Genomic DNA, 25,326 nt, shown 5'->3' with positions numbered 1-25,326 from the left:
TCCCGGCTCGCGCGGCCCCTCGGGTTCAGGGCGCGGCCGCGGGTTCAGGGCGTGTCCGACGAGCCCTGGGGGCGGGGGCGCGTGGGGTCGGGGAACCCGGCGAGGAAGGCGTGGGCCTGGGCGCGGAGGTCGTCGACCGGCGGGTCGTCGCAGACCACCTCCAGGCCGAGCGCGGTCGTCTGCCCCCAGTGGAAGTAGGACTGGTAGGCGAGGTAGGGCCGGTGGCCGTCGCTGGGGTCGAGCCCGACGGCGAAGGTCGCGGAGCAGGTGCGTTCCCGCTTCGTCCGCGCGAACTCCGTACGGGAGAGCGCCCATTCGAACTCGTACGGCTCGGGCTCGGCGGGCAGGTCCAGCAGGGCCTGGGCGAGTTGGCGGACCTCGTCCGGGTCCGCGAAGGGCAGCGACTCGGAGCCGAAGGGCGCGGCGGCGAACAGCTCCCACTCCCGGCCGTTGTGGCTGACGGTCAAGGCCCACGGGCCGTCCTCGTCGCGCCAGTGGCAGTGCAGGCTCAGGTCCTCCATGACGGTCAACCTCCCTGTGGTGCTGGGCTGTTCGTAGACCTCCATGGTGGCACAGCGGGTGGCGGAGGGAAGTCGGGTGTGAGCCGTTCTCGGGCCCGTCGCCAGGCGTCCCGCAGCGTGTCCCAGCCGACGACCGTGACGCCGTGCTCGGCGAGCAGACGGCGGGCCTCCGGGGAGACCAGGAACTCGTGGTCGGTGCGGCGCACCAGCCAACCGTCCTGCGGGGCACGGGGGTTCGGCCCGGCCAGGCTGGGGTGCAGCGCCCATTCGGTCAGGCCCGGCGGCAGGTCGGCCAGCAGCCGGGCGTAGTGGGCGGGCTTGTCCTCCGGCGGTACGGAGAAGCTGTCGAGGAAGCCGTGGTCGACGACGGGCAGGCCGCGTGCGCGCGACCGGTCCAGGGCGGGCGGCAGCCAGACCCGGACCGCCAGGCCGTACTCGGCGCCGAGGGCGAGCGTGAGGTCGAGCACGTCCTCGCGGCCGCCGTCGGCGAGGCAGTGGAAGTCGAGGTGGGTCGGGGCCCGGCCGGCCGCCGCCACCGCGTCGATCTGGGCGCGGAACTCCCGCTCCACGTGGTCGAGTCGGGCACGGGCGAGCAGTGCGGCCCGCCCGGCCGGGGTGGGGGCGAAGAACTCCCCGTCGTCGTCGAGCAGGGACGGCACCCGGTCGCGCGGCGACAGCGGGCCCCAGCGCAGGTGCGGCGACTCGCAGACCAGGGTGAGGTGCACGCCGAACGGCACCTCCGGGTGCCGGCGCAGCAGCCGGAGCGCGTGCGGGGCGCCGGCGCAGGGCGTCATCAGGCTGCAGGAGGCGGCGATGCCGTGGCGGACGGCGTCGATCACGGCGCGGTTGACGGACTCGTCCAGGCCGAAGTCGTCGCAGTTGAGCAGGAGGAGCCGGGCCTCGGGCGGGTGGCCCAGGAGGGCGTTGGCGGCGGGTGCGGGCACGACGGCAGTCTGCACCGGAGGCACCGGCGGTGCACGGGAATTACCGCCCGGGGGCGGGGGTTCGGAGACGGGCCCGGGGCCGGGTCAGTCGGCGATGGGGGCCGGGTGCCAGGGGCGGTCGGGGCGGGTCCGGACCGGGGCCGAGGTGAGCCGCAGGGCGTACACCTCGCGGTCGGTGGCCTCGTACGGGACCCGGCCGAGGTACTCGTGGCCGGTCAGGTGGCACCAGGCGGGCAGGTCGAGCGGGGCGGCGGGGTCGGTGGTGTGGATGTGGACCACCGCGCCGGCCGGGAGGTGCGCGATCCGGGCGCGCAGGCGCAGCAGGAGCTGGACGCAGAGCAGGCCCGTGCCGTCGACGGTGAGGTCGGGGGCGGTGCGGGCGGTGTCCGTGCTGCCCGGGGTGTCGGTCATGGGCTGGCCTTCGCGGGGTGGTGGGGCGGTGCGGTGGTGCCGGTTCAGCCTAGGAGACGGGCCGGACGGTGGGTACGGCGGGTGTCCGGTGCGGGCGCCTCGGCGGGCGGCCGGCGAAACTCGCGTGACCCCGCGGACGGCACCGGCGACACTGACGCCATGACTGGTTCCGCACCGCCTCGACTGCTTCGGCCGCGTGCCCTGGGGCCCGGGGACCTCGTCGTCATCGCGGCGCTGTCCGGTCCGCTGCCGGCCGCTTACGAGCCCAACGTCGAGCAGACGGTGGCCGTGCTCGAACGGATGGGCTTCCGCGTGCGCCGGGCCCCGCTCCTCGAAGCGGGACGCCGGCATTGGTGGAGCGCGGCCACGCCGGCGGAGATCGCCGGGGAGCTCAACGGCCTTCTGCGTGATCCCGAGGTGCGGGCGATCGTCGCGAGTGACGGCGGCCAGACGGCGCTCGGCTACCTCGACCTGATCGACGTCGAGGCGGTCAGGGCCGACCCCAAGCCGATCCTCGGCTACAGCGACGTCTCGCTGCTGCACCTGGTGCTCCACGCGCGCACGGGTCTGGTCGGGTTCCACGCCGACATGGCCGTTCCCGGCTTCGGCGGCAACTGGCCGTCCGCGCCCGTGGCGCGCCGGGCCGAACTGGAGGAGCTCTACTCCAGGCTGCTCACCGGTACCGAGGCGATCGGTGTGCTGCCCGCGAGCCCGTCGTGGGAGTGCTGGCGCCCCGGCCGCGCCGAAGGCCCGCTGATCGGCGGGGTGATCAACCGCATCGTGCTGGCGCAGGCGACGCGTTTCGCGCTGCCGCTCGAACGCTTCGACGGTGCGGTGCTGTTCTGGGAGGAGACGGGCGGCCTGGCGTCGCACGTGTGGAGCTACCTCCAGGTGATGCGGCACAGCGGCATCCTCGACCGGATCTCCGGCATGGTCGTGGGCGTGCCGCGCGACATCGCCGGCCTCGAACCCGGCGCGTCCCCGACCCTGCCCGAGCTCGTCCTCGACGTCCTCGGCGACCGTGACATCCCGGTGCTGGGCAACGTCGAGTTCGGGCACGCCGGCCCGAACCTGCCGATGCCGGTCGGCATCCGCGCCGGCCTCGACGCGCGGCAGCGGACGTTGACGCTGCTCGAACCGGCGGTGGGGCCGCCCGCGATCACGGGACCGGTCGGGTGAGCGGCGCGGTCCGGTGGGCTCACGGCCCCCGGCGGCAGCACCACCGGGGGCCGACTCGCGCCCTGCTGATCCCCGGGACCACCGACCCGGAGAACGCGCACGGTCGTAACAACTAGCCGAGTCCCTGGCCGGGCGCGGTGCCGCCGAGGCGGGTGAGCAGGGCGGACAGCAGGGTGAGGTCCTCGGCGCTCCACCGGTCGGCCGCGAAGTGGTCGGCGGCGACCTGGCGGGCGGTGTGCAGCATCTCGGCGAGCCGGTCGCGGCCGGTGGGGGTGAGCGCGGCGTACGCGACCCGGGCGTCGCGGGCGGCGGCTTCCCGGGTGACCAGGCCGATCCGCTCCAGTGGTGCGAGGCCGCGGGTCACTCCGGAGGCGGTGAGGCCGAGGGCCTCGGCGAGGTCGACCCGGCGCATCCGGCCGCCGGGGGCCTGGGAGAGGTGGAGCAGCACGGTGAAGTCGGACAGGCTCACGCCGTGCAGGCCGCCGAGGCTCGCGTCGAAGCGTTTGACCGCGGCCGTCTGGGCGCGGACCAGCCGCAGGGCGGTGTCCAGCGGGTCGGGGCCAGGGGGCGTGCCGGGGTGCTGGGGGTCGGTGTCGGGCCGTTCGGGCCGATCTGTCATTGCCACCTCCTTGACTGCTCAAGTATATCCCTGGGGCGAGCCGTCAAGGAGATGGCGGAGGGGGGAGGGGGTGTCGGTCAGCGGGTGGTGCCGGCGGCGCGCCGCTGACGCTTGCCGAGCGGCGCCTGGGAGAGGTCCTCGGCCTGGGACCGGAGGTTCTTGTGGCCGTAGCCGCGGCCCGTCAGCCAGTCCCGCGCCGCCTGCTCGGCCCGCTCGGTGGCCGCCAGGATGTCCTCCTCGGCCTCGCCCCCGTCGAGGAAGCGGAAGGTGAAGGCGGTCCGCGCCGAGAGGTCGTAACTGAGGTGCCCCTCGGGCGTGAAGGCCGCGTGCAGCACGTCGTGTTCGGGTGCGGCGGTGAGGAGTTCGGCACGCTGCTCGTCGGTGAGGCCGTCGAAGACGCCGCGCACCATGATGCGGAAGGTCCGTGTGGTCATCCCCCGACCATAGGCAGGAGGGGCCGTCGACCGCCAACGCGATTTCCGGGCGCGTCGGCCGTCGACGGCCCCCGCCGAGGGCCGGACGTCAGCTGTTGACGCCCAGTTGGGCCAGCAGGGACGTGTTGTCCTCGATGTGCCAGTCCTCGACGATCCGGTCGGTGCCGACGTGCTGGATGTCGATCGCGTTGAACTCGACGCCCTGGCCCCGGCCGTGGACACCGTCGAAGGTCCCGGTGAAATGCCCGCGGAAGACCAGCCGGGCGGTGATCCGGTCACCGGTGACCAGCACCTCGGACAGCTCGCAGGTCAGGTCCGGTACGGCCGCGCGGAAGGTGCGCGAGGCGAGCACCGGGCCGGTCGGGCCCTGCGGGCGGCCCGGCGGCAGCGTGTTGTCCCGGAACCCCGGACTGATCGACGCGTCCAGGTACCGCTGCTGCCCGGTGTTCCAGAAGGTGTACAACTGCTGGGCCAGGCGCACCTCCTGGGCCGCGCGCCGGGCGCCGATCGAACGGTCCACGGTGAGCGCCTTCGGCTGGACCAGATCGGGCGAGCGGTCCACCAGCCGCTGCGGCCAGGCCCGCGAGGACGGTTGGCGGCCGGCGCCGTGCGGGGGCGCGGCCGCCGCGGTGCCGCCCAGCAGGGCGGCCAGGGCCGCGGCGACGGCGGCCGCGCGGAGCGGGCGGACCGGGCGGCGGGGGCGGACAGGGCCGCGGGACAGGGCCTCAGACAAGGCGGCCGCCCCCGTCCACGTGCAGCACGGTGCCGGTGACGTACGGGTTGTCGACCGCGTACAGCACGGCCTTCACCAGGTCCTCCGGGCTGCCCACCCGGCGGGCCGGGTTGCGCGCGGCGACCCCGCGCAGGAACGCCTCCTTGTCGGCGCCGAGCCCGTCCCAGGAGCCGGTGTCGACGATGCCGGGGGACACCGCGTTCACCCGGACCGGCGCGATCTCCACCGCCAGCGCCTGCACCAGGAAGGCGAGCGCGCCGTTGGTGGTGGCCATCACCGTACGGCCCGGGGCCGGACGCCAGGCCGCCACCCCGGAGAAGAACGTGAACGAGCCGCTCTCCGACACCTGCCCCACCAGGTGCTTGGCCAGCAGCAGCGGCCCGATCACCTTCGCCGCGAACGCCCGCCGGACATCGGCCGCGTCCAGCTCCGCGAGCGGGCCGTTGGCCGGGATCGCGGCGGTGGACACCAGGTGGTCGAAGCGGCCGGCCCGGGCGGCGAAGTCCGCGATCGACTGCTCGTCCGCGATGTCGAGCGCCAGCACCTCGGACGGCCCGGACAACTCACCGGCCGTCCACTCCAGCTTGCGCGGATCCGGACCGGCCAGCACCAGGTCCGCACCGGCGGCCGACGCAGCCTTGGCCAGAGCGCGCCCGGTGCGCGAACCGGCGCCGACCACGACGAGGCGCCGGCCCTTCAGGGAACCGTCATCGGACATGGGAGGACTCCTTCGAGGACAGGGGGAGGGGGTCGGCCGCCGCTGCTCGCCGCGGCCGCTCCACGACTCTCCCCCGACCTGCGGTGATGAGTCCAAGGCTTGTTTTCTACGTCAGCGATAAAATCTGCTCATGGCAACGCTCCGGCAGCTCGAATACCTGGTCACCGTGGTCGACACCGGCTCCTTCACCCGCGCGGCCGAACAGCTGCACGTCACCCAGCCCGCGCTCTCCCACCAGATGCGGGCCCTCGAAGCCGCCGTCGGCGGCCCGCTGCTCGAACGCCTGCCGCGCTCGGTCCGGCTCACCCCGATGGGCCGGGCCGTCCTGCCGCACGCCCGCGCCGCGCTCGCCGAGGCCGAACGCCTGCACACCGTGGCCCGGCGCACGGCCGGGCTGGAGGAGGGCGAACTGGAGGTCGCGGCGATCTACTCGGTCAGCCTCGGCATCCTGCCGCCCGTCCTGCGGGCCTGGCGCCGGCTCCACCCCGGGGTGCGGATCCGGCTGCGCGAGTACCCGCACGCCGACCTGCTCCGGGCCGCGATGGCCGCCGGCCGCGCCGACGTCGCCATCGGGCCCGTCCCGGACGGCTGGGAAGGGCCGATCCGGGAGCTCGGGGTCGAGGAGTTCGCGGTCGTCCTGCCCGTCGACGACCCGCTGGCCGACAGCCCCACCGGCACCGTCGCACTGGCCGAACTCGCCGACCGGGACTGGGTCCACTACGCCCCCGGCAACGGCCTCGCCGACCTCCTCGACCACGTCGCCGCCCAGGTCGGCTTCCACCCCCGGGCGGCCGTCCGTGCCGAACAGACCTCCGCCGCACCGTTGTTGGCCGCCGCCGGGCTCGGCCCCGCCCTGGTCCCGGCGAACATCGTGCCGCCGCACTTCGACGGCGCCGTGCTCCGCCCGCACCCGCCGGTCCGCCGCACCCTGGCCGCCTACACCCGGACCCGGCCGGACGCGCTCACGGTGGCGTTCGCCGACCTGGTGGTCGGGGTGGGGTGCGTGGACCCGGCGGGGTGACCGGAGGACGGGGGCGGCTCTCGGTGGGCTAGGCCCTCTCTTTCGGATCTTGTCGGATCAGCGCGCGGCGTTGGGCGCCCGGCTGGGCGTGCCGGCGGATCGTCCTCGTACTGGGTCGTACTTGGATGATTCGCCGGTGCGTCCAGGCGGGATGCCCGGCGTCGTGCGCCCGGCAAGATCCGAAAGAGAGGGCCTAGGCCCGGGCCGGGAGGCGGGTGCAGACCGTTCCGGTGGCGAGCGTGGCGGGCTCGGCCTTCAGGGTGTCGAGGGTGAAGGCGGTGGTGAGCGCGTTGATGTCGCGGGTTTCGCGGAGGAGGAAGTGGTTGCCGCCGGGGATCTCGTAGCGGGCGAGGTCCGGGACGACCCGGCGGGCGCGCAGCGCGTACTCCAGGGACTGGGTGGCGTTGGCCGCGCTGTGGTCGCCGGTGCCGTGGACGATCAGTACCCGCCGCCCGGCGAGCTGGTCGACGGTGTCGCCGCTGGGCAGCCAGGGGGCGATCCCGGCGACGCCGACGACGGACGGGTGACCGGCGCACCAGAAGGCGGCGCGCCCGCCGAGGGAGTTGCCGATCAGGACGACCGGTGCGCCGTCGTACCGCCGGGTGAGCTCGTCGAGCGCCCACCGGGTGTCGACGGCGGTGTCGGCGTCGTCGCCGTTCCAGCCGCTGTAGCGGTAGCGCAGCAGGTGCACGGCGAGGCCGTGCGGCCGGCCGCGGTCGGCGAGTTCGGCGGCGAGGTCCCGCAGGCCCAGTTCGGCGACCTTCAGCGGTCCGCTCCTGCTGCGGAGGAATCCGCCGGGCAGGAGCAGGGCGACGCCGTTGACCGGTTCGTCCCCCTGTCGCGGGGTCAGCTGCGGGGTGCGCGGACGGTGCGCTCGGAACACGCGGAATCCTCCCAGATCGGTACAGCCGGATTCTACGGTTCCGAGGAGGGGTCCCGGTGCGCGAGCAGGGACCACAGGACCCAGCCGGTGACCCGGGTGCGGGCCACCATGACTTTGGCCCAGCGGGCGCCGAGCGGGGAGGTCCAGGTGTCCACGACCTCCACGACGTCCCCGGAGCGGGCCAGACCGATGACGGTGTCCTCGCCGAAGTGGTCGGTCCGGACGTTGGCGGCGCTGACCGAGACCTCCCACCAGCCCGCCCCGACCTCGGGGGCCCGCTCGCCGGCCGGTGTGACCGCGGCCGGGACGAGCAGGATCGCGAGGGAGAGGACCGCCGCCGTCGCCCGGCCGATCACGGCCACGCGAGCCTCGGCGCGCCGTTGTGCGGAGGTGGTGGCGGCGGTGTGAACAGCGGGGGAGCCATGTACAGCAGAACGACCCGGCCCTGCGTACGCGCACTGTTGGGCACCGAGGCTCACCCGGTCGGGTGAGTCCGGGTGGCGCCAGCGATGCCGGGAAGGTCTGGTAACACTGTTTCCCATGGGTTATGTTGTTACCCATGAGCACGCCCTACCAGGACGCGCAGCGGGCCGGCCAGGACGCCGTGCGCGCCGTGATCCTCGACTGCGCCATCACCCTCCTCGTCGCCGAGGGCTCCGCCGCGCTGACCGTGCGCCGGATCGCCGCCGAGATCGGCTCCTCGACCAAGGTGCTGTACACGATGTTCGGCGGCAAGGAGGGGCTGCTCGACGCGCTGTACCGCGAGGGCTTCGCCCGGCTGCGCCGAGCGCAGGAACAAGTCCCGCCGGGGGAAGGGCCGTTGAGCTACCTGACCGCGCTCGGCCGGGCCTACCGGGAGCGGGCGATCGCCGAACCCGCCTACTACCGGGTGATGTTCGAGCATCCGGTGCCCGGATTCCGGCCCGGCGCCGAGGCCTTGGCGATGGCCGACGGCGCGTTCGACGCCTCGGTGGCCGCGGTGGAGGCGTGCATGGCGGCCGGGGTCTTCCGGCCGGGCGACGCGCACGAGGTGTCCAAGCTCTTCTGGGCGGCCACGCACGGCGTGGTGAGCCTGGAACTCGCCGGCCACTTCGCCCCGGCCGATGCCGGGCCGCGCTACGAGGCGCTGATGGCCGCCCTGGGCCGGGCGTTCGGCGCCGGAGCGCCGGCGACCGACTGACGAGCGGACTGACGGGCCGACGGGCGAACCGACCGACTGACGAGAGGACGACACGATGAGCCGAAACCGCTACCTGTTAGGGAACTTCGCCCCCGTGGTAGAGGAGGTCACCGCCCACGACCTGCCCGTCACCGGGCGGATCCCGGACCACCTCGACGGACGCTACCTGCGCAACGGCCCCAACCCGCTGGGCATCGAGGACCCCGCCGCACACCAGTGGACGCTGGGCGCGGGCATGGTGCACGGCGTCCGGATCCGGGGCGGGCGCGCCGAGTGGTACCGCAACCGGTGGGTCCGCTCCGGAGCCGTCGCCGACCTGCTCGGTGAGCCGCGGCGCGGCACTCCCGTCGACGAGCGGCTGGACATCTCCCCGAACGTGCAGGTCGCGGGCCTCGCCGGGCGCACCTTCGCGCTCACCGAGGGCGGCATCCGGCCGTACGAACTCACCTACGAGCTGGACACGGTGGGCCCGTGCGACCTGGGCGCCACGCCGGAGGGGTACAGCGCCAACGCGCACTCGCTGTTCGACCCGCACACGGGGGAGCTGCACTCGCTCGCCTTCCGCTACGGCTCGGACCAGGTGCAGCACATCGTGATGGACGCGGTCGGCGCCGTCCGGAGCGTCACCACGATCCCGGTGCCGGGGAACCCGTACATGCACGACTTCGCGCTCACCGAGCGGTTCGTGGTGCTGTACGACACCCCGGTGGTGTTCAGCGCGGCGCACCTGGCGACCGGCGTGCCCTTCACCTGGGACGAGCGGCGTGCCGCCCGGGTCGGTGTGATGCCGCGGGCGGGCGGCGGGGTGCGGTGGTTCGAACTGGCGCCGCACCTGGTCGGGCACACGCTCAACGCGTACGAGCGGACGGCGGATTCGCTGGTGGTCGACGTCGTCCGGCACCCGCCCGGCATCGATCTGCGGCGCCTCGGGGCGAGCCGGCCCACGCTCGACCGCTGGACGGTCGACCTGGCGGCGGGGACGGTGAAGGAGGAACGGCTGGACGACCGGGTCCAGGAGTTCCCGCGCCTCAACTCCCGTTTCTCCGGGCGCCCTTACCGCTACGGTTACGCGGCCGCCGTCGAGCTGTACGCGCCGCCGGCCGGGCCGGGGGACGAGCGGCCGGCCGAGGGGTTCAGCAACGCCCTGCTCAAGCACGACCTGCACCGGGGGACGGTGGAGGCCCATGAGTTCGGGCGGGACGGTGCCGTCGGGGAGGGGGTGTTCGTCGCGGCCGAGTCGCCGGCGGCGGAGGACGACGGGTATGTGATGGCGTACGTCTTCGACCCGGTGCGGGGTGCGACGGACCTGGTGGTCCTCGCCGCCCAGGACTTCACCGGCGAGCCCGTGGCCCGGGTGCACCTGCCGGTGCGGGTGCCGCTGGGGCTGCACGGGAACTGGGTGCCGGGCGGGGAACCGGGGGTGCCGGGCAGGGCGTGAGGTGACGCGGCGTCGCGGGTGAGGGGCAAGGGGCCAAGAGTTGCCCCTGGGGGAGCCTCGCGGCATTCGGCGCCTCTTATGTGCAGGTGATGGCCGGGGTTTTCCCTGCTCTTTGTTTCGGATCAAGGCGGGCTCTGCGACGATCCGATGATCGTCGCCCTGTTGTGGTGGGCGGCGCGTCGCAGGGGTGTCGCAGGGGAGAGACCGGCATGGCCGTTGGGCCCGAGGACGACGTGGTCCGGGCGGGGTGGGGTGCCAGGTTCGCCTGGAACAACAGGTTCGTCCGGAACAACGGGTTCGCCTGGAACAAGGAGACCTGGATCGTGGTCTCAGGCGGGGTGCTGGGGGCCATGTTCGCGAGCATGGGGCTGGCGGTGCTGTTGGGGCCGGGGAACGGGTTCGGCGGCGACAACCTCGCGTACATGGGGATCATCAGCATCCTCGGACTGATGCCGTGCGGCGCGGGCTTCGTGTGGGCGCTGATACACCCGCGGCACGGGCTGCCCTCGGCCGCCGTCGGCGCGCTGCTGGGCCTCGGCCTCTTCCTCTCCTTCGCCGGCGGCGCTGTCAACGACGCGTGGCGGGCACCGCTGGACCGGCCGTCCACGACCCGCGCGCTGGGCAGCTGGACGGCCGGGGACCTAGTGGTGCGGGTCCGGCCGGACCAGGTGGTGGCGTACCGGAGCGCCACCGGCACCGTGGTCTGGCGCTGGACGCCGCCCGGGGAGGACTCGGTGTGCGCGATGAGCCGGGGCACCGGCCAGGCCGGCCCGGCGTCGGCCACGGCCTCGGCGTCGGCCGCGGCGGCCCAGGCCGGAGCGGCCGCGGGCGCGGTCGGGCTGATCGGCCACTCACCGCAGAACAAGCCGTGCGCGGCGGTGACCGCGCTCGGCCTCGCCGACGGCCGCTCCGGGTGGACCGCCGCCGTGGACGCGCCCGCCCGGGAGGGCGACTCGGCGGCGCCGGACGTGGTGGCGGTCGCCGGGCAGCAGGCCGTCCTCCAGGAGAGGGACGGCTGGCGGGCGGTACGGCTGGCGGACGGCGGGGCGGCCTGGCGCAGCCCGGTCGACGCCGGCTGCGCCCCGCGGCAGGTCGCGGGCGCGGCGGCGGACGTGGTGACGGTGGCGCAGTGCGGTGGGGCCGCGCCCGTGCTGCGGTCGCTGGAGGCCGGGGACGGGCGGGAGCGGTCGCGGATCGCGCTGCCGGGCGCGGGCGGCCTCAAGAACCTCGCGGTGGTGTCGGTGGCGCCGCTCGCGGTGTGGGTGGACGCCGAGGCCGAGCGGGGGACGCACGCGGTGCTCAGCTACGACCGGGACGGGCGGCGGCGGGCGACGATACCGGTCTCCGGTGACGAGTACGACCTGGACGTGATGCTGGGCGGGCTGCACGCCTTCGACGAGTTCGACGCCCGGCCGCTGTTCGGCGGCGTGGTGGTGGGGGACCTGTTCATCGTGCCGGCGCAGAAGCCCGGCGACGTCAGCATCAGCGGTGGCACGCACCCGAGCCGCAGCGCGACGGGCCGGCTGGTCGCGTACTCGCTCGCCGACGGCGGGCAGCGCTGGACGGCCGGGCTGGACGACCAGGTCACGGGCCTGGTGGTGGACGGCGCCTCGGTGTGGGCGATGACCCGCGCCCGGATCGTCCGGGTGGACGCCGCGACCGGACGCAAGGGCGTGGAGCTGGACGTGAACGGCACGGCGTCGCTGTACCCGGTGGACCTGTCGGTGTCCGGCTCCGAGCGGTTCACGGTGGTGGCGGAGGACGGGACGCGCGACGAGCCCCCGGTGCGCGGGATGCGCTGAGGGGGCTCGTCGCGCGGCCGCCTTCGAGCGCTGGGCAGTCGGGCGCCGGTGCGGCCCCGGCTCGGTGAGTTACTTCGAGCCGGTCCGGGCGCCGCTGCGGAAGTCCGGGTAACCCAGGATGAAGACCTTCTCCGCCGGGTTCCGGACGTAGGGGATCACCTTCCCGGTGTCCTCGAAGCCGAGCCGCCGGTAGAAGGCCAGGGCGCGTCCGTTGCTCTCGTTGACGCCGAGGGTCAGCCACTGGGCGGCGGTGTGGTCGCGCGCGTGGCGGATGATCGCCCGGACGAGCTCGGCGGCGGGGCCGGCGGCGCCCCGGTGGGCCGGGGTGACGTAGACGGAGCGCACGCACACGGTGTCGGGCACGTCGGGGACGGGTTCGACCCCGGCGATCCCCACCCAGGCCCCGGCCTCGTCACGGACCGTGAAGGTGGCGCGCTCCTCGGCGGTGGCCTCGGTGGCGGCCTGCTCCTGCCAGTGGCCGTCGGGCTGGGCGGCGGTGTCGGCGTAGGACAGGTTGAAGGCGTCCGGGGAGTCCCGCAGCGCCTCCAGCGTGATCTCGCGGAGTTCCCGCCACTCCTCGGCGGTGATCCGGCGTACGACGTAGTGCATGCCCCGAGCCTGGCACGGCCGCGGGGCGGTGGGATCACACGTGAGGATGATCTTCGTCCCGGTGCTCCCCCGCGTGGGGGAGCCGCCCGGCGGACCTGAGCCTTCCAGGCGGTTGTGTCAGGCTGGTGGGGGAGCACCGCCGAGATCGGGAGGCTCGAGATGGCCGAGATCAGGGTGAACGGGGTCGCGCTGCACTACGAGACCCGCGGTGAGGGCCCCGGCGTCGTCCTGGTGCACGGCTCGTGGAGCGACGGGGACTCCTGGGCGCGGGTGGTGCCGGGCCTGGCCGAGTCCGTGGCCGTCGTCACCTACGACCGCCGGGGCCACAGCCGCAGCGAGGACCTGCTCACCCAGGGTTCGGTGTACGAGGACGCGGCCGACCTGGCCGGGCTGATCCAGGGCCTCGGCCTCGCCCCGGCCTTCGTCTACGGCGACTCCTACGGCGCGCTGGTCACCCTCCGGCTCGCCGCCGCCCGCCCCGACCTGATCCGGGGGATCGGCGCGCACGAGCCGCCCGGCAGCGGCATCCTGCTCGCCGACCCGGACCTGCGCCCGATCGGCACCGCCTTCGCCGACCGGATCGCCGCCGTCCGCGAGCTGCTGGAGCAGGCCGAGTCGGCGGCGGCCGCCGAACTGTACGTGGACAGCCTCGCCTTCGGGCCGGGAGCCTGGGAGCAGCTGCCCGCGCCGATCCGGCACACGTACATCCGCAACGCGCCCACCTACCTGGACGAGCTGCGCGACCCGGACGCGCTCGACCTCGACCTCACCGGGCTGGCCCGGTACACCGAACCGGCGCTGCTCACGCAGAGCGACGACAGCGCGCCGATGTTCGGCGAGGTGCTGGACCTGGTCGACCTGGCCCTGCCGAAGGCCGAGCGGCACGTGTACACCGGCGCCGGGCACACCCCGCACCTGTCGCAGCCGGAGGAGTGGGTGCGGGTGGTCCTGCCCCGCATCCTGGCCTGAGCGCCGCCCGAGCCGGCCGGCGGGCCGGTCCGCTGGTCCGCTACCGGGCCGCCAGCATCTCCTCCCCGCGCGGCGTCCGCCGGTACAGCACCTCCCGCCCGCTGCGCAGCCGGCTGACCAGGCCCGACCGGTGCAGTACGCCCAGGTGGTACGAGACGGTGCCCGCGCTCAGGAAGTGCCGGGCGGCCAGGTCGGCGGTGGTCGTCGGGTCGACCAGGGCGGCGAGCAGGTCCGCCCGGGTCGGCCCGAGCAGCTGGGCCAGTGCCGGGGCGGGGGTCTGCGGGATGGCGGGCGGATTGCCGACCGGGTACATCAGGGTCGGCGCCCGGTGGCAGCCGTCGACCGGGTCCAGGATGACGTGGAGCCTCCGGCTCACCAGGGTCGGCATCAGCAGCACCATCCGGGCCGGCAGCTCCACGTCGAAGCGGCTCTCCAGCCGGATCAGCCCGTCGGACCAGGAGAGTTGCGGGGAGAGGGAGTTGAACAGCGAACCGGTGCCGTGCCGGGCCAGGAAGCGGCCCCGCTGGTCGACCTCGGCGTCCAGTACCGCCCGGGCGTCCGGCCAGTACGGCGCGAGCGCCGACTCCCAGTAGCGGCCCAGCTCGTCGGCGACCCGCTCGGCGAAGTAGCGCGGGCCGCGCAGCATGGTGCGCAGCACCACGTCCGGTACCTGGCGGCCGGCCAGGTTGGCCGCGGGCAGGCCGTGCCGGACGGTCTCCAGCTCCGCCCGGACCCGCTCGGGGTCGGTCCGGCGGACGGCCTCCAGCTGCTCGGCCACGGTCGGATCCGGTCCGGAGGGGTGCGGGGAGAGGAAGTCCGGGATGTAGCCGCCGGCCTGCTCCAGGGCCAGCCCCGACAGCAGCTCCAGCTTCTCCCGGCGCAGCACCCGGCGGGTACGGCCCACCCAGGCGTACGGCCCGGTACGGGAGTTGAGCGAGAAGGCCATCAGGGTGTTGACCGCCTCGTGGAGTGGTGAGACCACGAAGCGGGTGCGGGCGAGCCCGGTCGAGTCGATCGTGAGCCGGATCAATGCCGTCCTTCCCCGGTCGTCGGAACGTCGTTCCGCTGGACTGTCAGGTGGGTGGAACGCGGAGCTGATATACCGTCAGGTCATCTGGAATCACCGGGTTCGTCCGCCTTTCGGCTGCCTTTCGGTCCCCGACGTTTCGACCCTGGTCGAATCCTGGCACGAATGCTCGCGTTCGAGGTCACCCCGGCCCAAGCTGATTCCCGTGACCGCGTCAGCACGGACGCGGCGCGACGGAAGGACGAACATGACGAGCACGCGCGGTCGCGTGGCCGCCCTGCTGGGCGCCGTCGCGATGGTCGCCGGCAGCACCCTGGCCACCACGCCCGCCCTCGCGGCGCCGGCCGAGCCGGCCCGGCACGGCGGCGGGATCGCCGGGCAGGCGCCCTGCCAGGGCGCGCCCGAGTTCACCTGCGGGACCCTCACCGTGCCGCTCGACCACAGCGGCGCCACCCCCGGCAGCCTTCAGCTCGACGTGGCGATGACCGGGAACGCCGACGCGCCCAAGGGCGACCTGCTGTTCCTCGCCGGCGGCCCCGGCCAGCCCGGTGTGCCGCTGATCCGGCGGATCGCGAGCAAGCTCACGCCCGTCCTCAAGGACTACCGGCTGATCATGTTCGACCAGCGCGGCACCGGCGAGCGGGCGCTGCAGTGCCCGGGCCTGCAGGAGGACATGGGCTCCTCCGACCTCGCCGTGCCGCGCCAGCAGTCCATCGCCGACTGCGCGGCCACCCTCGGCCCGAACGCCCGCTACTACAGCAGTGCGGACACCGTCGCCGACATGGACCTGCTGCGCCAGGCCCTCGGCGACCGGCGCCTCACCATCGACGGCGTCTCGTACGGCACCTTCGTCGCCGAGCGGTACGCCCTCGCCCACCCGGCGCACGTGGCCCGGCTGGTGCTCGACTCGGTGGTGCCGCAACAGGGTTACGACCCGCTCGACCTGATCGCGCTGCCAGCCACCGCACGGGTGCTGCGCACCGCCTGCCAGGCCACCGGCTGCACGACCGACCCGGCCGCCGACCTCGCCGCCACCGTCCGGAGGTACGGCAACGGGGCGCAGATCCTCGACGCGCTCACCAGCTACGAGTTCGCCGACCCCGACTACGGCGGGGTGCCGGAGGCACTGCACGAGGCCGCCGCCGGGCAGCCGGCCAAGCTCCAGGCCTTCATCGACGACGTGCGCAAGAACGACGCCGCGCCGGCCGAGTTCCTCAGCCAGGGCCTGCACGCCGCCACCCTCTGCGCCGACGGGACCTATCCGTGGGGCACCACGGACACCCCGGTCGCGGGCCGGGCGGCGGCGCTGGAACGCACCCGGCAGCGGCTGACCACCGAACAGACCTGGCCGTACGACGCCGCCACCGCGACCGGGCTCGGCAGCCTGCTGGTCTGCCTGGACTGGCCGCGCGAACCGGTGCCGCCGACGCCGCCGGCGCACCGCAAGCTGCCCAATGTGCCGGTGCTGCTGCTCGGCGGGGACCGGGACCTGTCCACGCCGTACGAATGGCTGTACCAGCAGGCGAAGTCGACGCACAAGCCGCAGATCGTGATCGTCCCCGGGGCGGCGCACTCGGTGCAGACCCGCGCGGCCGACCCGGCCGGGCGGCAGGCGGTGTACGACTTCCTGCTGAAGTAGCGCTGCCTAAGTAGCGCTGCAGAAGCTGCGGGAGTAGCGCGGGGGTCGCCGGTGGCGGTCCGTTTCTCACGGGGGTGGGAACGGGCCGCCACCGCGGCTTTCCGGGGAAGGGTCGCTCCGGCCTCCTCGCCGAACAGGCCTTCGCGGGCTCAGAGTTCGGCCGCGCCCCAGCCGTCGTCGGGGAGCGAGCGGTCCGGCTCGGGACAGTCGGCGTGGTCGTAGCCCCACATCACCGCCTTGTGCAGCACCCACTCCTCCGACGGCGGTTCGTCATGGCACTCGCGGTTGGTGAGGACCAGCTCCACCCGGAGCTCCTCGGCGGGCGAGAGCAGCAGATTGCGCTGGTCCGGCAGGTTCTCGTAGGTGATCGTCTGCCAGGGGCGGCCGCCGGCCGTCAGCGCGGCCATCAGTTCGGTCTCGGTGACCCGGGTGGGGAGCGTCACCGACTCGCCCGCCCGCTGCGGGAGTTCGAGCTCGCCGTGCCAGATCGGCAGGGAGAGCGAACGGAGCTCCCGGCAGCGGCAGAACACCGTCTGCACGTCACCGAAGCCGAAGGCGTGCGGCCAGCGCCGGTCGCGGTGGATCCGGCCGCCGTCCCACGGATCGCCGTAGCGGGCGGCGAGTTCGGGCAGCGAGGCACCGTAGTGCAGCTCGCCGAGACGGCCGGTGGTCGCCAGGCCGGTGAGGAGGGTGAGGAAGTCCGTCACCCGAGGCACCCGCGCACCGCGTCGACCAGCCGGGTCGCCCGGGCGTCGCCGTGGCCGATCATCCGGTTGGCGACGTAGGCGAAGCCGACGCCGAACTCGTCGTCACCGAAGGCGAACTGGCCGCCGGCACCGTCGTTGCCGAAGCTCCGCCCGCCGAGCAGCCGGCGGAAGGCCGGGGAGTCGAGCAGCACGCCGGAGCCCCAGCGGGCGCCCATGTCGAAGCCCAGGAAGCCCGCGCCGGAGGAGACCTCGCGCACCGCGTCGGTCACGGTGTCGGCGGAGAGCAGCCGCTCGCCGCCGTCCAGACCGGTCACCGCCGCCGCGTACAGGCCCGCGAGGCCGGTGGCGGAGGCGACGGCACCCGCGCCGGGCAGCTCGATCGCGTGCAGGGCGGGGTCGTTCCAGCCGTGCGGCACGTCCAGCCCGGGGAAGACCAGGGCGCCGTTCATCGTCACGATCCGGGTGAGCAGGTGCTCCGGGCCGGGCATCGGGCGGCGGCCCTCGGCCTCCACCAGCCGGGCCAGCCGCGGCAGTTCGCTCTCCGGAAGACCGATCCAGACCGGCAGGCCGAGCGGCTCGGCGAGCTCCTTGCGCAGGAACGCGCCCGGGGTCAGGCCGGTGATCCGCCGGATCACCTCGCCGACCGCGAAGCCGAACACATGGCCGTGGTACTCGTACGCGGTGCCCGGCTCCCAGAGCGGCTGCTGCGCCTCGACGGCCCGGATCACCGGATCCCAGGCGGCGATCTCCTCGAAGGAGAGCACCGCGTCCAGGGCCGGGAGGCCGGCCCGGTGGCCGAGGATCATCCGGGTGGTGATCGCCTGCTTGCCGTTGCGCGCGAACTCGGGCCAGTAGCGGGCGACCGGGGCGTCCAGGTCGAGCCGGCCCTGCTGGGCGAGCAGGTGCGCGGAGATGCTCACCGGGCCCTTGGCGCAGGAGAAGACCGGCACCACGGTGGACTGGGTCCAGGCGCGGCCGGTGCGTTCGTCGGCGGTGCCGCCCCACAGCTCGACCACCTTGCGGCCGCCGACGAACACCGTGACCGCGGCGCCCAGCTCGGGGAACTCCGCGAAGTTGGCGGCGAAGACGTCCGCGACCGCGCCGAAGCGTTCGTCGGCCCAGCCCTGGTACTGCTGCTGCATGATGGGGTGCCCCGTTCTGACTTCAAGATCGACCGGACCACGCTACGGGAGCCGGGCGGCCGTGACGAGGGGATTTCGGCAGGTCGGGGCTGGTGGGGCGGGTGTGACAGACTCGGCGGCGATCGAGAGGGGGCCGGGGTGGACCGGGAGGCGTTGACCGCGCTCTGGGAGCGGCGGTGGCCGGGCAGCGAGCCCGTCGGGTACGAGATCGACCGGGGTGAGCGGGACGTCTGGGTGCGCTTCCACAGCCTGCCGGAGTCCAAGCGCTACGCCGACGACGAGCACGAGTACGCGATCCTGCTGGAGCGCTACAACACCGTGCTGGACGAGCTCTTCGCCGGCGCCGAGGTGTACGTGATGACACCGAGGTGGACGGTCAGGTCGAGCGTCCCCCGGATGCGCCGGGACGCGAAGCACTGGCGGACCTGGCTCCAGACGGACGACCCCGACCCGGAGTTCCGCACCTACTGCCACGTCTTCGTGGAGCGGCGGCGGTGGCGGCGGGGCTGCCTGGACCGGCTGCTGCGCCGGGTCGCCGACGACGTGGAGGGCGGGGTGATCGTCACCGACACCGGCATGCGACGGCTCTACCACCCGTACGACGGCGGCGCGGACGTGTTCCTCACCACCACGGAGGAGCGAGACCGGCTGAAGGAGCGGCACGCCGACTGGCTGTCCCGGCACCCGCGGGGGTTGTGAGGCGGCTTCGGCTCGCCGGCGGAGCGCGCGGCGACGGCTACCGGGACGGCGAGCAGGACGGAGAGCGGGACGGCTATCCGGGCGTCGGGGTGGGCAGGCTCGGGCGGTACGTCCGCACACGCCGTGCCGGCCGGACCGGGTCCCCAGCGGGCCGGCCGGCCGGATGAAGGAGCCCAGGATGACCGCAGTGTACGAATCCGTCCTCGACGCGATCGGCGGGACGCCGCTGTTCCGCCTCGCCCGGCTGGGCGCCGGGATCGCCGCGCCGGTCTACGCCAAGGCCGAGTTCCTCAACATCGGCGGCAGCGTCAAGGACCGCGCCGCGCTGTCGATGGTCCTGGCCGCCGAGCGGGACGGCCTGCTGCGGCCGGGCGGGACGATCGTCGAGGCGACCTCCGGCAACACCGGCATCGGGCTGGCGATCGTCGGGCGGCAGCGCGGCTACCGGGTGATCGCCGGGGTGTCGGACAAGTCGGCGCCGGAGAAGGCGGACATCCTGCGGGCGTACGGCGCCGAGGTGGTGCTCGCGACGACCTCGGTGGCGCAGGAGGACCCCCGGCACCTGTTCAACGTGGTCAGGCGGCTCGTCGCGGAGACCCCCGGCGCCTGGCTCGCCAACCAGTACGACAACCTGGCCAACCCCGACGCGCACGTCCGGACCACCGGCCCCGAGATCTGGGAGCAGACCGGCGGCCGGGTGACCCACTTCGTCGCGGGCGTCGGCACCGGCGGCACCGTCACCGGAACCGGCGGATTTCTCAAGGAGGCCTCCGGCGGCACGGTGACCGTGATCGGCGCGGACCCGGAGTCCTCCTCGTACGGCGGCGGCGACGGCAGCCCGTGGTTCGTCGAGAGCATCGGGCACTTCCTCCACCCCGAGACGGTCGAGGACCGCTGGCCGCAGGCCTACCGCTCGGAGGTGATCGACTCCTTCGAGCGGATCCCGGACCGCGAGTCGCTGCTGACGGCACGCCGGCTCGCCCGGGAGGAGGGCATCCTGGCCGGCCCGTCCTCCGGTGCGGCGGTCGCGGCGGCGCTGCGGGTGGCCCGGCGGCTGGGCCCGGACGGCCTGGTCGTGGTGCTGCTGCCGGACTCCGGGCGCTCCTACCTGTCCAAGGTGCACAGCGACGGGTGGATGCGGGCGTGGGGCTTCCTGGAGGAGGCGGACGGCCTGCGGGACCTGCTCGACGGCGCCGGCCCGCTGGTGACGGTCGCCGCCGACGCGACCGTCGGCGAGGCGCTGGCCGTTCTGCGGGAGGCGCCGGGCGGCGTCGCCCCGGCGGTGCTGGCGCGGCCGGCGCGGCCGTTCGGGGTGAGCGCGACGGAGGTGGTCGGCTCGGTGTCCCGGGAGGTGCTGACGGCGGCGCTCACGGACGGCGGCGCCAAGCCGGACGATCCGCTGGGCGCGCTGCTCGGGCCGGCGCTGCCGACGGTGGGCGTCGGGCAGTCGCCGGCCGAGGCGCGGGCGGCGCTGGGGGAGACGTGGCCCGCCGTGGCGGTGCTGGTGGACGGGCGGGTCGCCGGGGTACTGCCGCGGGCGGAGTTGGCCGACGGGTAGGCCCGTGGCCGCCTGGCGGGGGGAGGCTCAGGGCTTCATGAAGTCGACCTTGACCTTGAGCGCCAGCAGGTCGTCGTCGTCCACCGTGTAACCCCGGACATCGATGCCGAACTTCGCCTGCGGGGTCTCCTTCGGCAGGTCCATCGTGAGGGTCAGCGTCGTGTCGCCCTTCGGGATGGGGTTCTTGCCGTCGCTGGTGGAGCAGCTCAGCTTGAGGCCGCCCTCGCCGCGCAGCTCGGAGAAGAGGTCGAACTGCTTCGTCAGCAGCTTGATCAGGCCGAGCTTGACGGTGACGTGGAGGTAGGCGCCGTCCGCGATGTCCGCGAGTGCCGCGGCCTTGATGGTGAAGACGTCGGCCTGTCCTCTGGTGGGCGGGTCCGGGGTGACCGTGATGCTCTCGATCTGCAGCGGGTCCGTCGGCAAGCCGACGTTCTCGTATTCCCAACCGGTCATCGGAATTCTCCATAGTGGTGAGGGGCGTTGATCAGCACGACGGCGGCTCAGTCTGGTGTACCGGCCGCCGGCGCTCTCGTGACGCGCCCCTCAAACCACTCGAACGGGTGATCCATCCACCCTGCCGTCAGCCCTCCGCCGGGGGCGCCAGGATGGCGGAGATGACCCGGTCCAGGCTGCGGTCGAAGGCCCGGTCCGGGTCGGGGGGCGGGCCGGCGGTGGCGAACGCCTGGGCCAGGTGCGGGTAGGCGCCGCTCATGGCCGCCTGGGTGAGGTAACCCACCATCTCCGCCTGCCACTTGGCGCCCGCGGCGGCCGTCTGCTCGTACTGGGCGAACTGGCAGATGAAGCCGTTGAACATCGCCATCGCCTCCATCCGGGCACCGCCGGCCAGCCCGGAGGGGGCGGTGACGCCGAGGAAGTGGTCGGTGTAGCGCAGGGCGTTGGGGCCGATGCTCGGGCGGGTCAGGACCAGGGCCGCCACCCAGGGGTGCCGGCGGAAGATGGCGAGCTGCTCGTGGCCCAGGCGGGTCAGGTCGACCCGGACGTCGCCGCTGGGCTCGGGCGGCAGCCGGTACTCGCCGCTGACGGCGTCGAGCATCAGGTCGAGCAGGTGCTCCTTCTTCGGCACGTAGTTGTAGAGCGACATGGTGCCCGCGCCGAGCGCGGCCGCGACCCGCCGCATCGAGACGGCGTCCAGGCCCTCGGTGTCGGCGATCGTGATCGCCGCCGCGGCGATCGACTCACGGCTGTGGGCGGGCCGGGGGCCGCGGCCGGTGCGCTCGGGGCGCAGCCAGATCAGTTCCGGGGCCTCGGGGGGCGTGGGCCTGCCGGACGGGCTGGGCGCGCTGGGTTCGCTGGACTGGCTGGGATCGCTGGACGGCACTGGAAGATCACCTCGGTTCCCCATCTTAGATACGTACGCCGTACGTAGTACGATGGCGCCCGCACGCACTTCTACGTACGCTGTACCTAGAGAAGGGCAGAGCCATGTCCGACACCACCCGGCCCGCCATCGAGATGGCGGGCGTGCGGAAACGATTCGGCGCCACCGAGGCCCTGCGCGGCCTCGACCTCACCGTCCCGGCCGGCACCGTCTGCGGCCTCCTCGGCCCCAACGGCGCCGGCAAGACCACCGCCGTACGCGTTCTCGCCACCCTGGTCGCCCCCGACAGCGGCACCGCCCGGGTCGCCGGGCACGACGTGGTCCGCGCCGCCGAGGACGTCCGACGCGCCATCGGCCTCGCCGGACAGCACGCCGCCGTGGACGAGGGCATCACCGGGCGCGACAACCTCCGCCTGCTCGGCCGGCTGCACCGCCTCGGCACCCGCCGGGCCCGCGAGCGCGCCGACGAACTGCTCGCCCGCTTCGGCCTCGCCGAGGCCGCCGACCGGCTCGTACGCACCTACTCCGGCGGCATGCGCCGACGCCTCGACCTCATCGCCAGCCTGGTCACCAGCCCGCCCGTGCTCTTCCTGGACGAGCCGACCACCGGGCTCGACCCGCGCAGCCGGCAGGAGATCTGGGACACCGTCAAGGAGTTGGCCGACGGCGGCACCACCGTGCTGCTCACCACCCAGTACCTGGAGGAGGCCGACCGGCTCGCCGACGACATCGTGGTCGTCGACCACGGCGCCGCCATCGCCACCGGCCCACCGGACCGGCTCAAGGCGGCTATCGGCAGCCAGGTCTCCGTCACCCTGGCCGACGCCGGACAACTCGCCGCCACGGCCGTGGTGTTGTCGGCGATGACGGGCGACGACGCACAGGTGGACATCGCCGAGCGGACCGTCACGGTGCTGACCGTGCCCGGCTTCTCCGTCCTGCTGCCCGCGCTGGTACGGGAGTTGGACGGCGCCGGGGTCGTCGCGCGGGACGTGGCGGTGCGGGCGCCGTCGCTGGACGACGTGTTCCTGTCGCTGACCGGAGGCTCCGCGCGAGGGGACGGCGACTCCGAGCAAGGGGACGGCGCGGGCTCCGCCGGTGCCGTGGGGAGGGCCGCCTGATGGCCACCGTCGTGCTCGCCGCGCCGCGGCCGTCCACTGCCGGCCGGCTGGTCGCCGACACCTGGACGTCGATGCTCCGCGTCCTGCTCAACTACCGCCACTCGCCGGGCTTGTTGGCCGCCTCCCTGGGCGTCCCGGTGGTCATGGTGGTGGTCTTCGGGTACGTCTTCGGCAGCGCCATGCGGGTGCCGGGCGGCGGGGACTACCGGGAGTTCCTGATGCCCGGCCTGTTCGCCATGGTCGCCACCAACGGCGTCATGCCCACCATGGTCGGCGCCGCCCGCGACGTCGGGCGCGGGGTCACCGACCGGCTGCGCTCCATGCCGGTCTCCCGCACCGGCCTGCTGCTCGGGCAGACCCTCGCCGACCTGCTGGTCAGCGTGGTCGTCCTGGCGCTGCTGGCCCTGGTCGGGCTCGCCGCCGGCTGGCGCGCCCGGCACGGACTCGCCGACACGGCAGGGGCGTTCGCGCTGCTGCTGCTCTTCCGGTTCGTGATGACCTGGGCCGGCACGCTGCTCGGCCTGGCCGTCGGCAAGGAGGAGGCGGCCGGCCAGCTCTCGGTCGCGGTCTTCCCGCTGGCGATGATCACCAACGCGTACGTGCCGACCGGCGGCATGCCCGGCTGGCTGCGCCTCGTCGCCGACTGGAACCCGATCAGCTCCGTCGTCCAGGCCTGCCGGGAGCTCTTCGGCAACCCCTCGGCGCCCGGATCCGCCTGGCCGATGCAGCACGCCACGCTCGCCGCGCTGCTCTGGAGCGCCGCGCTGCTCGCGCTCTGCGTGCCGCTCGCCGTAAGGAAGTTCGCCACGCACGGGCGGTGACCGAGGGGTCCGGCGGGGGCGTGCCCGGGGGGTGGGCAGGGGGACCGGCACGCCCGTGAAATGTGCTGGACAGGGGGGCCGGTGTGGTCTTGGGTGGGGCGCCATGGAGTACACCCACCTCGGCCGCACCGGCCTGACCGTCTCCCGCCTCTGCCTCGGCACCATGAACTTCGGCCCGCACACCGAAGAGGCCGACGCCCACCGCCTCATGGACACCGCCCACGACCGCGGCATCAACTTCTTCGACACCGCCAACGCCTACGGCCGCGACGCCGACGGCAACCTCAAGGGCCGCACCGAGGAGATCATCGGCCGCTGGTTCGCCCAGGGCGGCGGCCGCCGCGAGCGCACCGTCCTCGCCACCAAGGCCTACGCCGACATGGGCGACTGGCCCAACGACGGCAAGCTCTCCGCGCTCGCCATCCGCAAGGCCGTCGAGGCGAGCCTACGCCGGCTGCAGACCGACCACATCGACCTCTACCAGATGCACCACATCGACCGGGCCACGCCCTGGGAGGAGATCTGGCAGGCGATGGAGGTCCTGGTCGCCCAGGGCAAGATCGTCTACGTCGGCTCCAGCAACTTCGCCGGCTGGCACATCGCCCAGGCCCAGGAGGCCGCCCGATCCCGCCACTTCCTCGGCCTGGTCAGCGAGCAGTCCCTCTACAACCTGCTCGACCGTGCCGTCGAGCTGGAGGTCATCCCCGCCCTCCAGCACTACGGCCTCGGTCTCCTCCCCTGGTCCCCACTGCGCAGCGGCCTGCTCGGCGGCGTCCTGCGCAAGGAGCGCGAGGGCACCCGCGGCCGCAGCGCCCTGGGCCACGCCTCCGAGCTCCTCGCCGAGCACCGCGACCGCATCCAGGCGTACGAGGACTTCGCCGACGAACTCGGCACCGACCCCGCCGACCTCGCACTCGCCTGGCTGCTCTCCCGCCCGGCCGTCACCGCCCCCATCATCGGCCCCCGCACCCCGGCCCACCTCGACGCCGCCCTCGCCGCACTCGACCTCGAACTCGACCGGAAGACCCTCGACCGCCTCGACGAACTCTTCCCGGGCCACCAGCCCGCCCCGGAGGACTACGCCTGGTAAGCGGCGGGAGGCCCCGGCCCCGCCCCCGGTGGATGGGGGCGGGGCCGACCGGCTGTGGTAGCAAGGCAGACATGAGCGAGACGAGGGAGCGGGCGGCGTACCATCACGGGGCGCTGCCGGAGGCCTTGGTGGCGGCGGCGTTCGAGGTGTTGGACGAGCAGGGGCCGGAGAAGGTCAGCGTTCGGGAGGTGGCCCGGCGGGCCGGGGTGTCGGCCGGGGCGCCGTTCCGCCACTTCGCCGACCGGCAGGCGCTGTTGACGGCCTTGGCGGACCGGGTGCTGGCGGACTTCGTGGGCTGGCAGGAGGCGCAGGTGGCGGCCGCCGGGCCGGACGGCGGCTCGGTGATGCGGGCGGTCGGGCTGGGGTTCGTCCGGTACGCGGTGCGCCACCCGCGGCGGTTCGAGCTGGTGCGTTCGCGGGTGTTCACCGCCGTGCGGGAGCCGGAGCTGCGGGCGCAACTGGACGGGATCGACCGGGCGTTGACGGACGTGGTCGTCGTCGACCAGGAGGCGGGCCGGCTGCGCCCCGGGGATCCGGCGCTGGTCGCCCTGGCCGGGCAGGCGCTGGTGTACGGGCTGGCGCAGATGATCGTGGACGGCTACCTGCCCGCCGAGAAGGCGGAGGAGCTGGCCGCGCAGGTGCTCGACGCCTTCGGGCAGGGGATCGCCAACCGGCCCGCGCAGTAGTCGGATTGGGGCTGTGACGAGCCTTGACCGGGTCGA

28 protein-coding genes are annotated in these 25,326 nt (G+C 74.1%); 13 read left to right on the top strand and 15 right to left on the bottom strand.

Annotation, left to right across the window (positions count from 1 at the left end; genetic code table 11):
- Positions 1 to 44: 44 nt before the first annotated feature.
- The 3 genes from ACYP53_RS28155 to ACYP53_RS28145 form a co-directional block, all read right to left on the bottom strand.
- On the bottom strand, positions 45 to 521 hold the full coding sequence (locus tag ACYP53_RS28155; protein ID WP_459649497.1) for a hypothetical protein: 477 nt from the start codon (positions 519 to 521) through the stop codon (positions 45 to 47).
- A 5-nt stretch (positions 522 to 526) separates the two neighbouring features.
- Complete coding sequence (locus tag ACYP53_RS28150; RefSeq protein WP_459649496.1) at positions 527 to 1,465, bottom strand: polysaccharide deacetylase family protein; 939 nt, start codon at positions 1,463 to 1,465, stop codon at positions 527 to 529.
- Positions 1,466 to 1,549: 84 nt separating this feature from the next.
- The gene (locus ACYP53_RS28145; RefSeq protein WP_459649495.1) at positions 1,550 to 1,876 is read right to left on the bottom strand and encodes a sulfurtransferase TusA family protein; all 327 of its coding nucleotides are present in this window, start codon (positions 1,874 to 1,876) and stop codon (positions 1,550 to 1,552) included.
- 159 nt (positions 1,877 to 2,035) lie between these two features.
- On the opposite strand from ACYP53_RS28145, the gene ACYP53_RS28140 reads away from it, so the two are divergent.
- The gene (locus ACYP53_RS28140) at positions 2,036 to 3,055 is read left to right on the top strand and encodes a S66 peptidase family protein (RefSeq protein WP_189916818.1); all 1,020 of its coding nucleotides are present in this window, start codon (positions 2,036 to 2,038) and stop codon (positions 3,053 to 3,055) included.
- Between the two features lie 112 nt (positions 3,056 to 3,167).
- Here ACYP53_RS28140 and ACYP53_RS28135 read toward each other — a convergent pair whose 3' ends face one another.
- The 4 genes from ACYP53_RS28135 to ACYP53_RS28120 all read right to left on the bottom strand — a co-directional run bounded on the left by ACYP53_RS28135 (position 3,168) and on the right by ACYP53_RS28120 (position 5,559).
- Positions 3,168 to 3,674: a MarR family winged helix-turn-helix transcriptional regulator gene (locus ACYP53_RS28135; RefSeq protein WP_459649494.1), complete on the bottom strand. Its 507-nt coding sequence runs from the start codon at positions 3,672 to 3,674 to the stop codon at positions 3,168 to 3,170.
- A gap of 77 nt (positions 3,675 to 3,751) precedes the next feature.
- Positions 3,752 to 4,108, bottom strand: a complete 357-nt coding sequence (locus ACYP53_RS28130; protein WP_189916822.1) for a DUF6204 family protein — start codon at positions 4,106 to 4,108, stop codon at positions 3,752 to 3,754.
- Between the two features lie 88 nt (positions 4,109 to 4,196).
- Positions 4,197 to 4,841: an ester cyclase gene (locus ACYP53_RS28125; RefSeq protein ID WP_459649493.1), complete on the bottom strand. Its 645-nt coding sequence runs from the start codon at positions 4,839 to 4,841 to the stop codon at positions 4,197 to 4,199.
- The gene (locus ACYP53_RS28120) at positions 4,834 to 5,559 is read right to left on the bottom strand and encodes an SDR family oxidoreductase (protein ID WP_189916824.1); all 726 of its coding nucleotides are present in this window, start codon (positions 5,557 to 5,559) and stop codon (positions 4,834 to 4,836) included. The genes ACYP53_RS28125 and ACYP53_RS28120 overlap by 8 nt, the downstream gene beginning before the upstream one ends.
- A gap of 130 nt (positions 5,560 to 5,689) precedes the next feature.
- Between ACYP53_RS28120 and ACYP53_RS28115 the strand changes: the two genes are divergently transcribed.
- Complete coding sequence (locus ACYP53_RS28115) at positions 5,690 to 6,580, top strand: LysR family transcriptional regulator (RefSeq protein WP_189916826.1); 891 nt, start codon at positions 5,690 to 5,692, stop codon at positions 6,578 to 6,580.
- Between the two features lie 193 nt (positions 6,581 to 6,773).
- On the opposite strand, the gene ACYP53_RS28110 is transcribed toward ACYP53_RS28115, so the two are convergent.
- Both ACYP53_RS28110 and ACYP53_RS28105 read right to left on the bottom strand, forming a co-directional pair.
- Positions 6,774 to 7,463, bottom strand: coding sequence for an alpha/beta hydrolase (locus ACYP53_RS28110; protein ID WP_189916828.1), 690 nt, complete (start codon positions 7,461 to 7,463; stop codon positions 6,774 to 6,776).
- A 32-nt stretch (positions 7,464 to 7,495) separates the two neighbouring features.
- Positions 7,496 to 7,825: a hypothetical protein gene (locus tag ACYP53_RS28105; protein WP_189916830.1), complete on the bottom strand. Its 330-nt coding sequence runs from the start codon at positions 7,823 to 7,825 to the stop codon at positions 7,496 to 7,498.
- Positions 7,826 to 8,022: 197 nt separating this feature from the next.
- Here ACYP53_RS28105 and ACYP53_RS28100 point away from each other — a divergent pair, with 197 nt between their 5' ends.
- The 3 genes from ACYP53_RS28100 to ACYP53_RS28090 all read left to right on the top strand — a co-directional run bounded on the left by ACYP53_RS28100 (position 8,023) and on the right by ACYP53_RS28090 (position 11,883).
- Complete coding sequence (locus ACYP53_RS28100; RefSeq protein ID WP_189916831.1) at positions 8,023 to 8,643, top strand: WHG domain-containing protein; 621 nt, start codon at positions 8,023 to 8,025, stop codon at positions 8,641 to 8,643.
- 55 nt (positions 8,644 to 8,698) lie between these two features.
- Complete coding sequence (locus tag ACYP53_RS28095; RefSeq protein WP_459649492.1) at positions 8,699 to 10,081, top strand: carotenoid oxygenase family protein; 1,383 nt, start codon at positions 8,699 to 8,701, stop codon at positions 10,079 to 10,081.
- A 209-nt stretch (positions 10,082 to 10,290) separates the two neighbouring features.
- A complete protein-coding gene (locus tag ACYP53_RS28090; RefSeq protein ID WP_189916835.1) occupies positions 10,291 to 11,883 on the top strand; it encodes a hypothetical protein in 1,593 nt (530 codons plus the stop codon).
- A gap of 69 nt (positions 11,884 to 11,952) precedes the next feature.
- Here the strand turns inward: ACYP53_RS28090 and ACYP53_RS28085 are convergent, their stop codons facing one another.
- Positions 11,953 to 12,492, bottom strand: a complete 540-nt coding sequence (locus ACYP53_RS28085; RefSeq protein WP_459649491.1) for a GNAT family N-acetyltransferase — start codon at positions 12,490 to 12,492, stop codon at positions 11,953 to 11,955.
- Positions 12,493 to 12,651: 159 nt separating this feature from the next.
- Here ACYP53_RS28085 and ACYP53_RS28080 point away from each other — a divergent pair, with 159 nt between their 5' ends.
- The gene (locus ACYP53_RS28080) at positions 12,652 to 13,461 is read left to right on the top strand and encodes an alpha/beta fold hydrolase (protein WP_459649490.1); all 810 of its coding nucleotides are present in this window, start codon (positions 12,652 to 12,654) and stop codon (positions 13,459 to 13,461) included.
- A 40-nt stretch (positions 13,462 to 13,501) separates the two neighbouring features.
- Here the strand turns inward: ACYP53_RS28080 and ACYP53_RS28075 are convergent, their stop codons facing one another.
- A complete protein-coding gene (locus tag ACYP53_RS28075) occupies positions 13,502 to 14,491 on the bottom strand; it encodes an ArsR/SmtB family transcription factor (RefSeq protein WP_189916841.1) in 990 nt (329 codons plus the stop codon).
- A gap of 244 nt (positions 14,492 to 14,735) precedes the next feature.
- Between ACYP53_RS28075 and ACYP53_RS28070 the strand changes: the two genes are divergently transcribed.
- The gene (locus tag ACYP53_RS28070) at positions 14,736 to 16,127 is read left to right on the top strand and encodes an alpha/beta fold hydrolase (RefSeq protein WP_459649489.1); all 1,392 of its coding nucleotides are present in this window, start codon (positions 14,736 to 14,738) and stop codon (positions 16,125 to 16,127) included.
- A gap of 149 nt (positions 16,128 to 16,276) precedes the next feature.
- Here ACYP53_RS28070 and ACYP53_RS28065 read toward each other — a convergent pair whose 3' ends face one another.
- Both ACYP53_RS28065 and ACYP53_RS28060 read right to left on the bottom strand, forming a co-directional pair.
- The gene (locus ACYP53_RS28065; RefSeq protein ID WP_189916843.1) at positions 16,277 to 16,834 is read right to left on the bottom strand and encodes a hypothetical protein; all 558 of its coding nucleotides are present in this window, start codon (positions 16,832 to 16,834) and stop codon (positions 16,277 to 16,279) included.
- Positions 16,831 to 17,976 (bottom strand): serine hydrolase domain-containing protein, encoded by a 1,146-nt coding sequence (locus ACYP53_RS28060; protein WP_459649488.1) that lies wholly within the window; start codon positions 17,974 to 17,976, stop codon positions 16,831 to 16,833. Before ACYP53_RS28060 ends, ACYP53_RS28065 begins: the two co-directional genes overlap by 4 nt.
- A 138-nt stretch (positions 17,977 to 18,114) precedes the next feature.
- Between ACYP53_RS28060 and ACYP53_RS28055 the strand changes: the two genes are divergently transcribed.
- Positions 18,115 to 18,675: a DUF3885 domain-containing protein gene (locus ACYP53_RS28055; protein WP_229928657.1), complete on the top strand. Its 561-nt coding sequence runs from the start codon at positions 18,115 to 18,117 to the stop codon at positions 18,673 to 18,675.
- Between the two features lie 178 nt (positions 18,676 to 18,853).
- Positions 18,854 to 20,233: a pyridoxal-phosphate dependent enzyme gene (locus ACYP53_RS28050; RefSeq protein ID WP_459649487.1), complete on the top strand. Its 1,380-nt coding sequence runs from the start codon at positions 18,854 to 18,856 to the stop codon at positions 20,231 to 20,233.
- Between the two features lie 27 nt (positions 20,234 to 20,260).
- Here the strand turns inward: ACYP53_RS28050 and ACYP53_RS28045 are convergent, their stop codons facing one another.
- A complete protein-coding gene (locus ACYP53_RS28045; protein ID WP_189916849.1) occupies positions 20,261 to 20,686 on the bottom strand; it encodes an ML domain-containing protein in 426 nt (141 codons plus the stop codon).
- Between the two features lie 127 nt (positions 20,687 to 20,813).
- Positions 20,814 to 21,572: a TetR/AcrR family transcriptional regulator gene (locus tag ACYP53_RS28040; RefSeq protein ID WP_459649486.1), complete on the bottom strand. Its 759-nt coding sequence runs from the start codon at positions 21,570 to 21,572 to the stop codon at positions 20,814 to 20,816.
- Positions 21,573 to 21,676: 104 nt separating this feature from the next.
- Here ACYP53_RS28040 and ACYP53_RS28035 point away from each other — a divergent pair, with 104 nt between their 5' ends.
- From ACYP53_RS28035 to ACYP53_RS28020, 4 genes are all read left to right on the top strand, one after another.
- Positions 21,677 to 22,693, top strand: a complete 1,017-nt coding sequence (locus ACYP53_RS28035; protein ID WP_459649485.1) for an ATP-binding cassette domain-containing protein — start codon at positions 21,677 to 21,679, stop codon at positions 22,691 to 22,693.
- The gene (locus tag ACYP53_RS28030) at positions 22,693 to 23,514 is read left to right on the top strand and encodes an ABC transporter permease (RefSeq protein ID WP_459649484.1); all 822 of its coding nucleotides are present in this window, start codon (positions 22,693 to 22,695) and stop codon (positions 23,512 to 23,514) included. The genes ACYP53_RS28035 and ACYP53_RS28030 overlap by 1 nt, the downstream gene beginning before the upstream one ends.
- A gap of 103 nt (positions 23,515 to 23,617) precedes the next feature.
- Positions 23,618 to 24,604 carry an aldo/keto reductase gene (locus tag ACYP53_RS28025; RefSeq protein ID WP_189916866.1) on the top strand — a complete coding sequence of 329 codons (987 nt, stop codon included), beginning with the start codon at positions 23,618 to 23,620 and terminating at the stop codon, positions 24,602 to 24,604.
- A gap of 71 nt (positions 24,605 to 24,675) precedes the next feature.
- Positions 24,676 to 25,290: a TetR/AcrR family transcriptional regulator gene (locus ACYP53_RS28020; protein ID WP_459649483.1), complete on the top strand. Its 615-nt coding sequence runs from the start codon at positions 24,676 to 24,678 to the stop codon at positions 25,288 to 25,290.
- Positions 25,291 to 25,326: the final 36 nt, after the last annotated feature.

The organism is Kitasatospora sp. Ki12 (assembly GCF_054601375.1).
The sequence above is the reverse complement of the archived record's forward strand: the minus strand, read 5'-3'. Positions and strand labels throughout refer to the sequence as shown.

Excerpts from the sequence above, each read along its gene's own strand:
- ACYP53_RS28155 (WP_459649497.1), bottom strand. The coding sequence starts at position 521 with ATGGAGGACCTGAGCCTGCACTGCCACTGGCGCGACGAGGACGGCCCG.
- ACYP53_RS28145 (WP_459649495.1), bottom strand. The coding sequence starts at position 1,876 with ATGACCGACACCCCGGGCAGCACGGACACCGCCCGCACCGCCCCCGAC.
- ACYP53_RS28140 (WP_189916818.1), top strand. The coding sequence starts at position 2,036 with ATGACTGGTTCCGCACCGCCTCGACTGCTTCGGCCGCGTGCCCTGGGG.
- ACYP53_RS28135 (WP_459649494.1), bottom strand. The coding sequence starts at position 3,674 with ATGACAGATCGGCCCGAACGGCCCGACACCGACCCCCAGCACCCCGGC.
- ACYP53_RS28130 (WP_189916822.1), bottom strand. The coding sequence starts at position 4,108 with ATGACCACACGGACCTTCCGCATCATGGTGCGCGGCGTCTTCGACGGC.
- ACYP53_RS28120 (WP_189916824.1), bottom strand. The coding sequence starts at position 5,559 with ATGTCCGATGACGGTTCCCTGAAGGGCCGGCGCCTCGTCGTGGTCGGC.
- ACYP53_RS28115 (WP_189916826.1), top strand. The coding sequence starts at position 5,690 with ATGGCAACGCTCCGGCAGCTCGAATACCTGGTCACCGTGGTCGACACC.
- ACYP53_RS28100 (WP_189916831.1), top strand. The coding sequence starts at position 8,023 with ATGAGCACGCCCTACCAGGACGCGCAGCGGGCCGGCCAGGACGCCGTG.
- ACYP53_RS28095 (WP_459649492.1), top strand. The coding sequence starts at position 8,699 with ATGAGCCGAAACCGCTACCTGTTAGGGAACTTCGCCCCCGTGGTAGAG.
- ACYP53_RS28090 (WP_189916835.1), top strand. The coding sequence starts at position 10,291 with ATGGCCGTTGGGCCCGAGGACGACGTGGTCCGGGCGGGGTGGGGTGCC.
- ACYP53_RS28085 (WP_459649491.1), bottom strand. The coding sequence starts at position 12,492 with ATGCACTACGTCGTACGCCGGATCACCGCCGAGGAGTGGCGGGAACTC.
- ACYP53_RS28080 (WP_459649490.1), top strand. The coding sequence starts at position 12,652 with ATGGCCGAGATCAGGGTGAACGGGGTCGCGCTGCACTACGAGACCCGC.
- ACYP53_RS28070 (WP_459649489.1), top strand. The coding sequence starts at position 14,736 with ATGACGAGCACGCGCGGTCGCGTGGCCGCCCTGCTGGGCGCCGTCGCG.
- ACYP53_RS28060 (WP_459649488.1), bottom strand. The coding sequence starts at position 17,976 with ATGCAGCAGCAGTACCAGGGCTGGGCCGACGAACGCTTCGGCGCGGTC.
- ACYP53_RS28050 (WP_459649487.1), top strand. The coding sequence starts at position 18,854 with ATGACCGCAGTGTACGAATCCGTCCTCGACGCGATCGGCGGGACGCCG.
- ACYP53_RS28045 (WP_189916849.1), bottom strand. The coding sequence starts at position 20,686 with ATGACCGGTTGGGAATACGAGAACGTCGGCTTGCCGACGGACCCGCTG.
- ACYP53_RS28035 (WP_459649485.1), top strand. The coding sequence starts at position 21,677 with ATGTCCGACACCACCCGGCCCGCCATCGAGATGGCGGGCGTGCGGAAA.
- ACYP53_RS28030 (WP_459649484.1), top strand. The coding sequence starts at position 22,693 with ATGGCCACCGTCGTGCTCGCCGCGCCGCGGCCGTCCACTGCCGGCCGG.
- ACYP53_RS28025 (WP_189916866.1), top strand. The coding sequence starts at position 23,618 with ATGGAGTACACCCACCTCGGCCGCACCGGCCTGACCGTCTCCCGCCTC.
- ACYP53_RS28020 (WP_459649483.1), top strand. The coding sequence starts at position 24,676 with ATGAGCGAGACGAGGGAGCGGGCGGCGTACCATCACGGGGCGCTGCCG.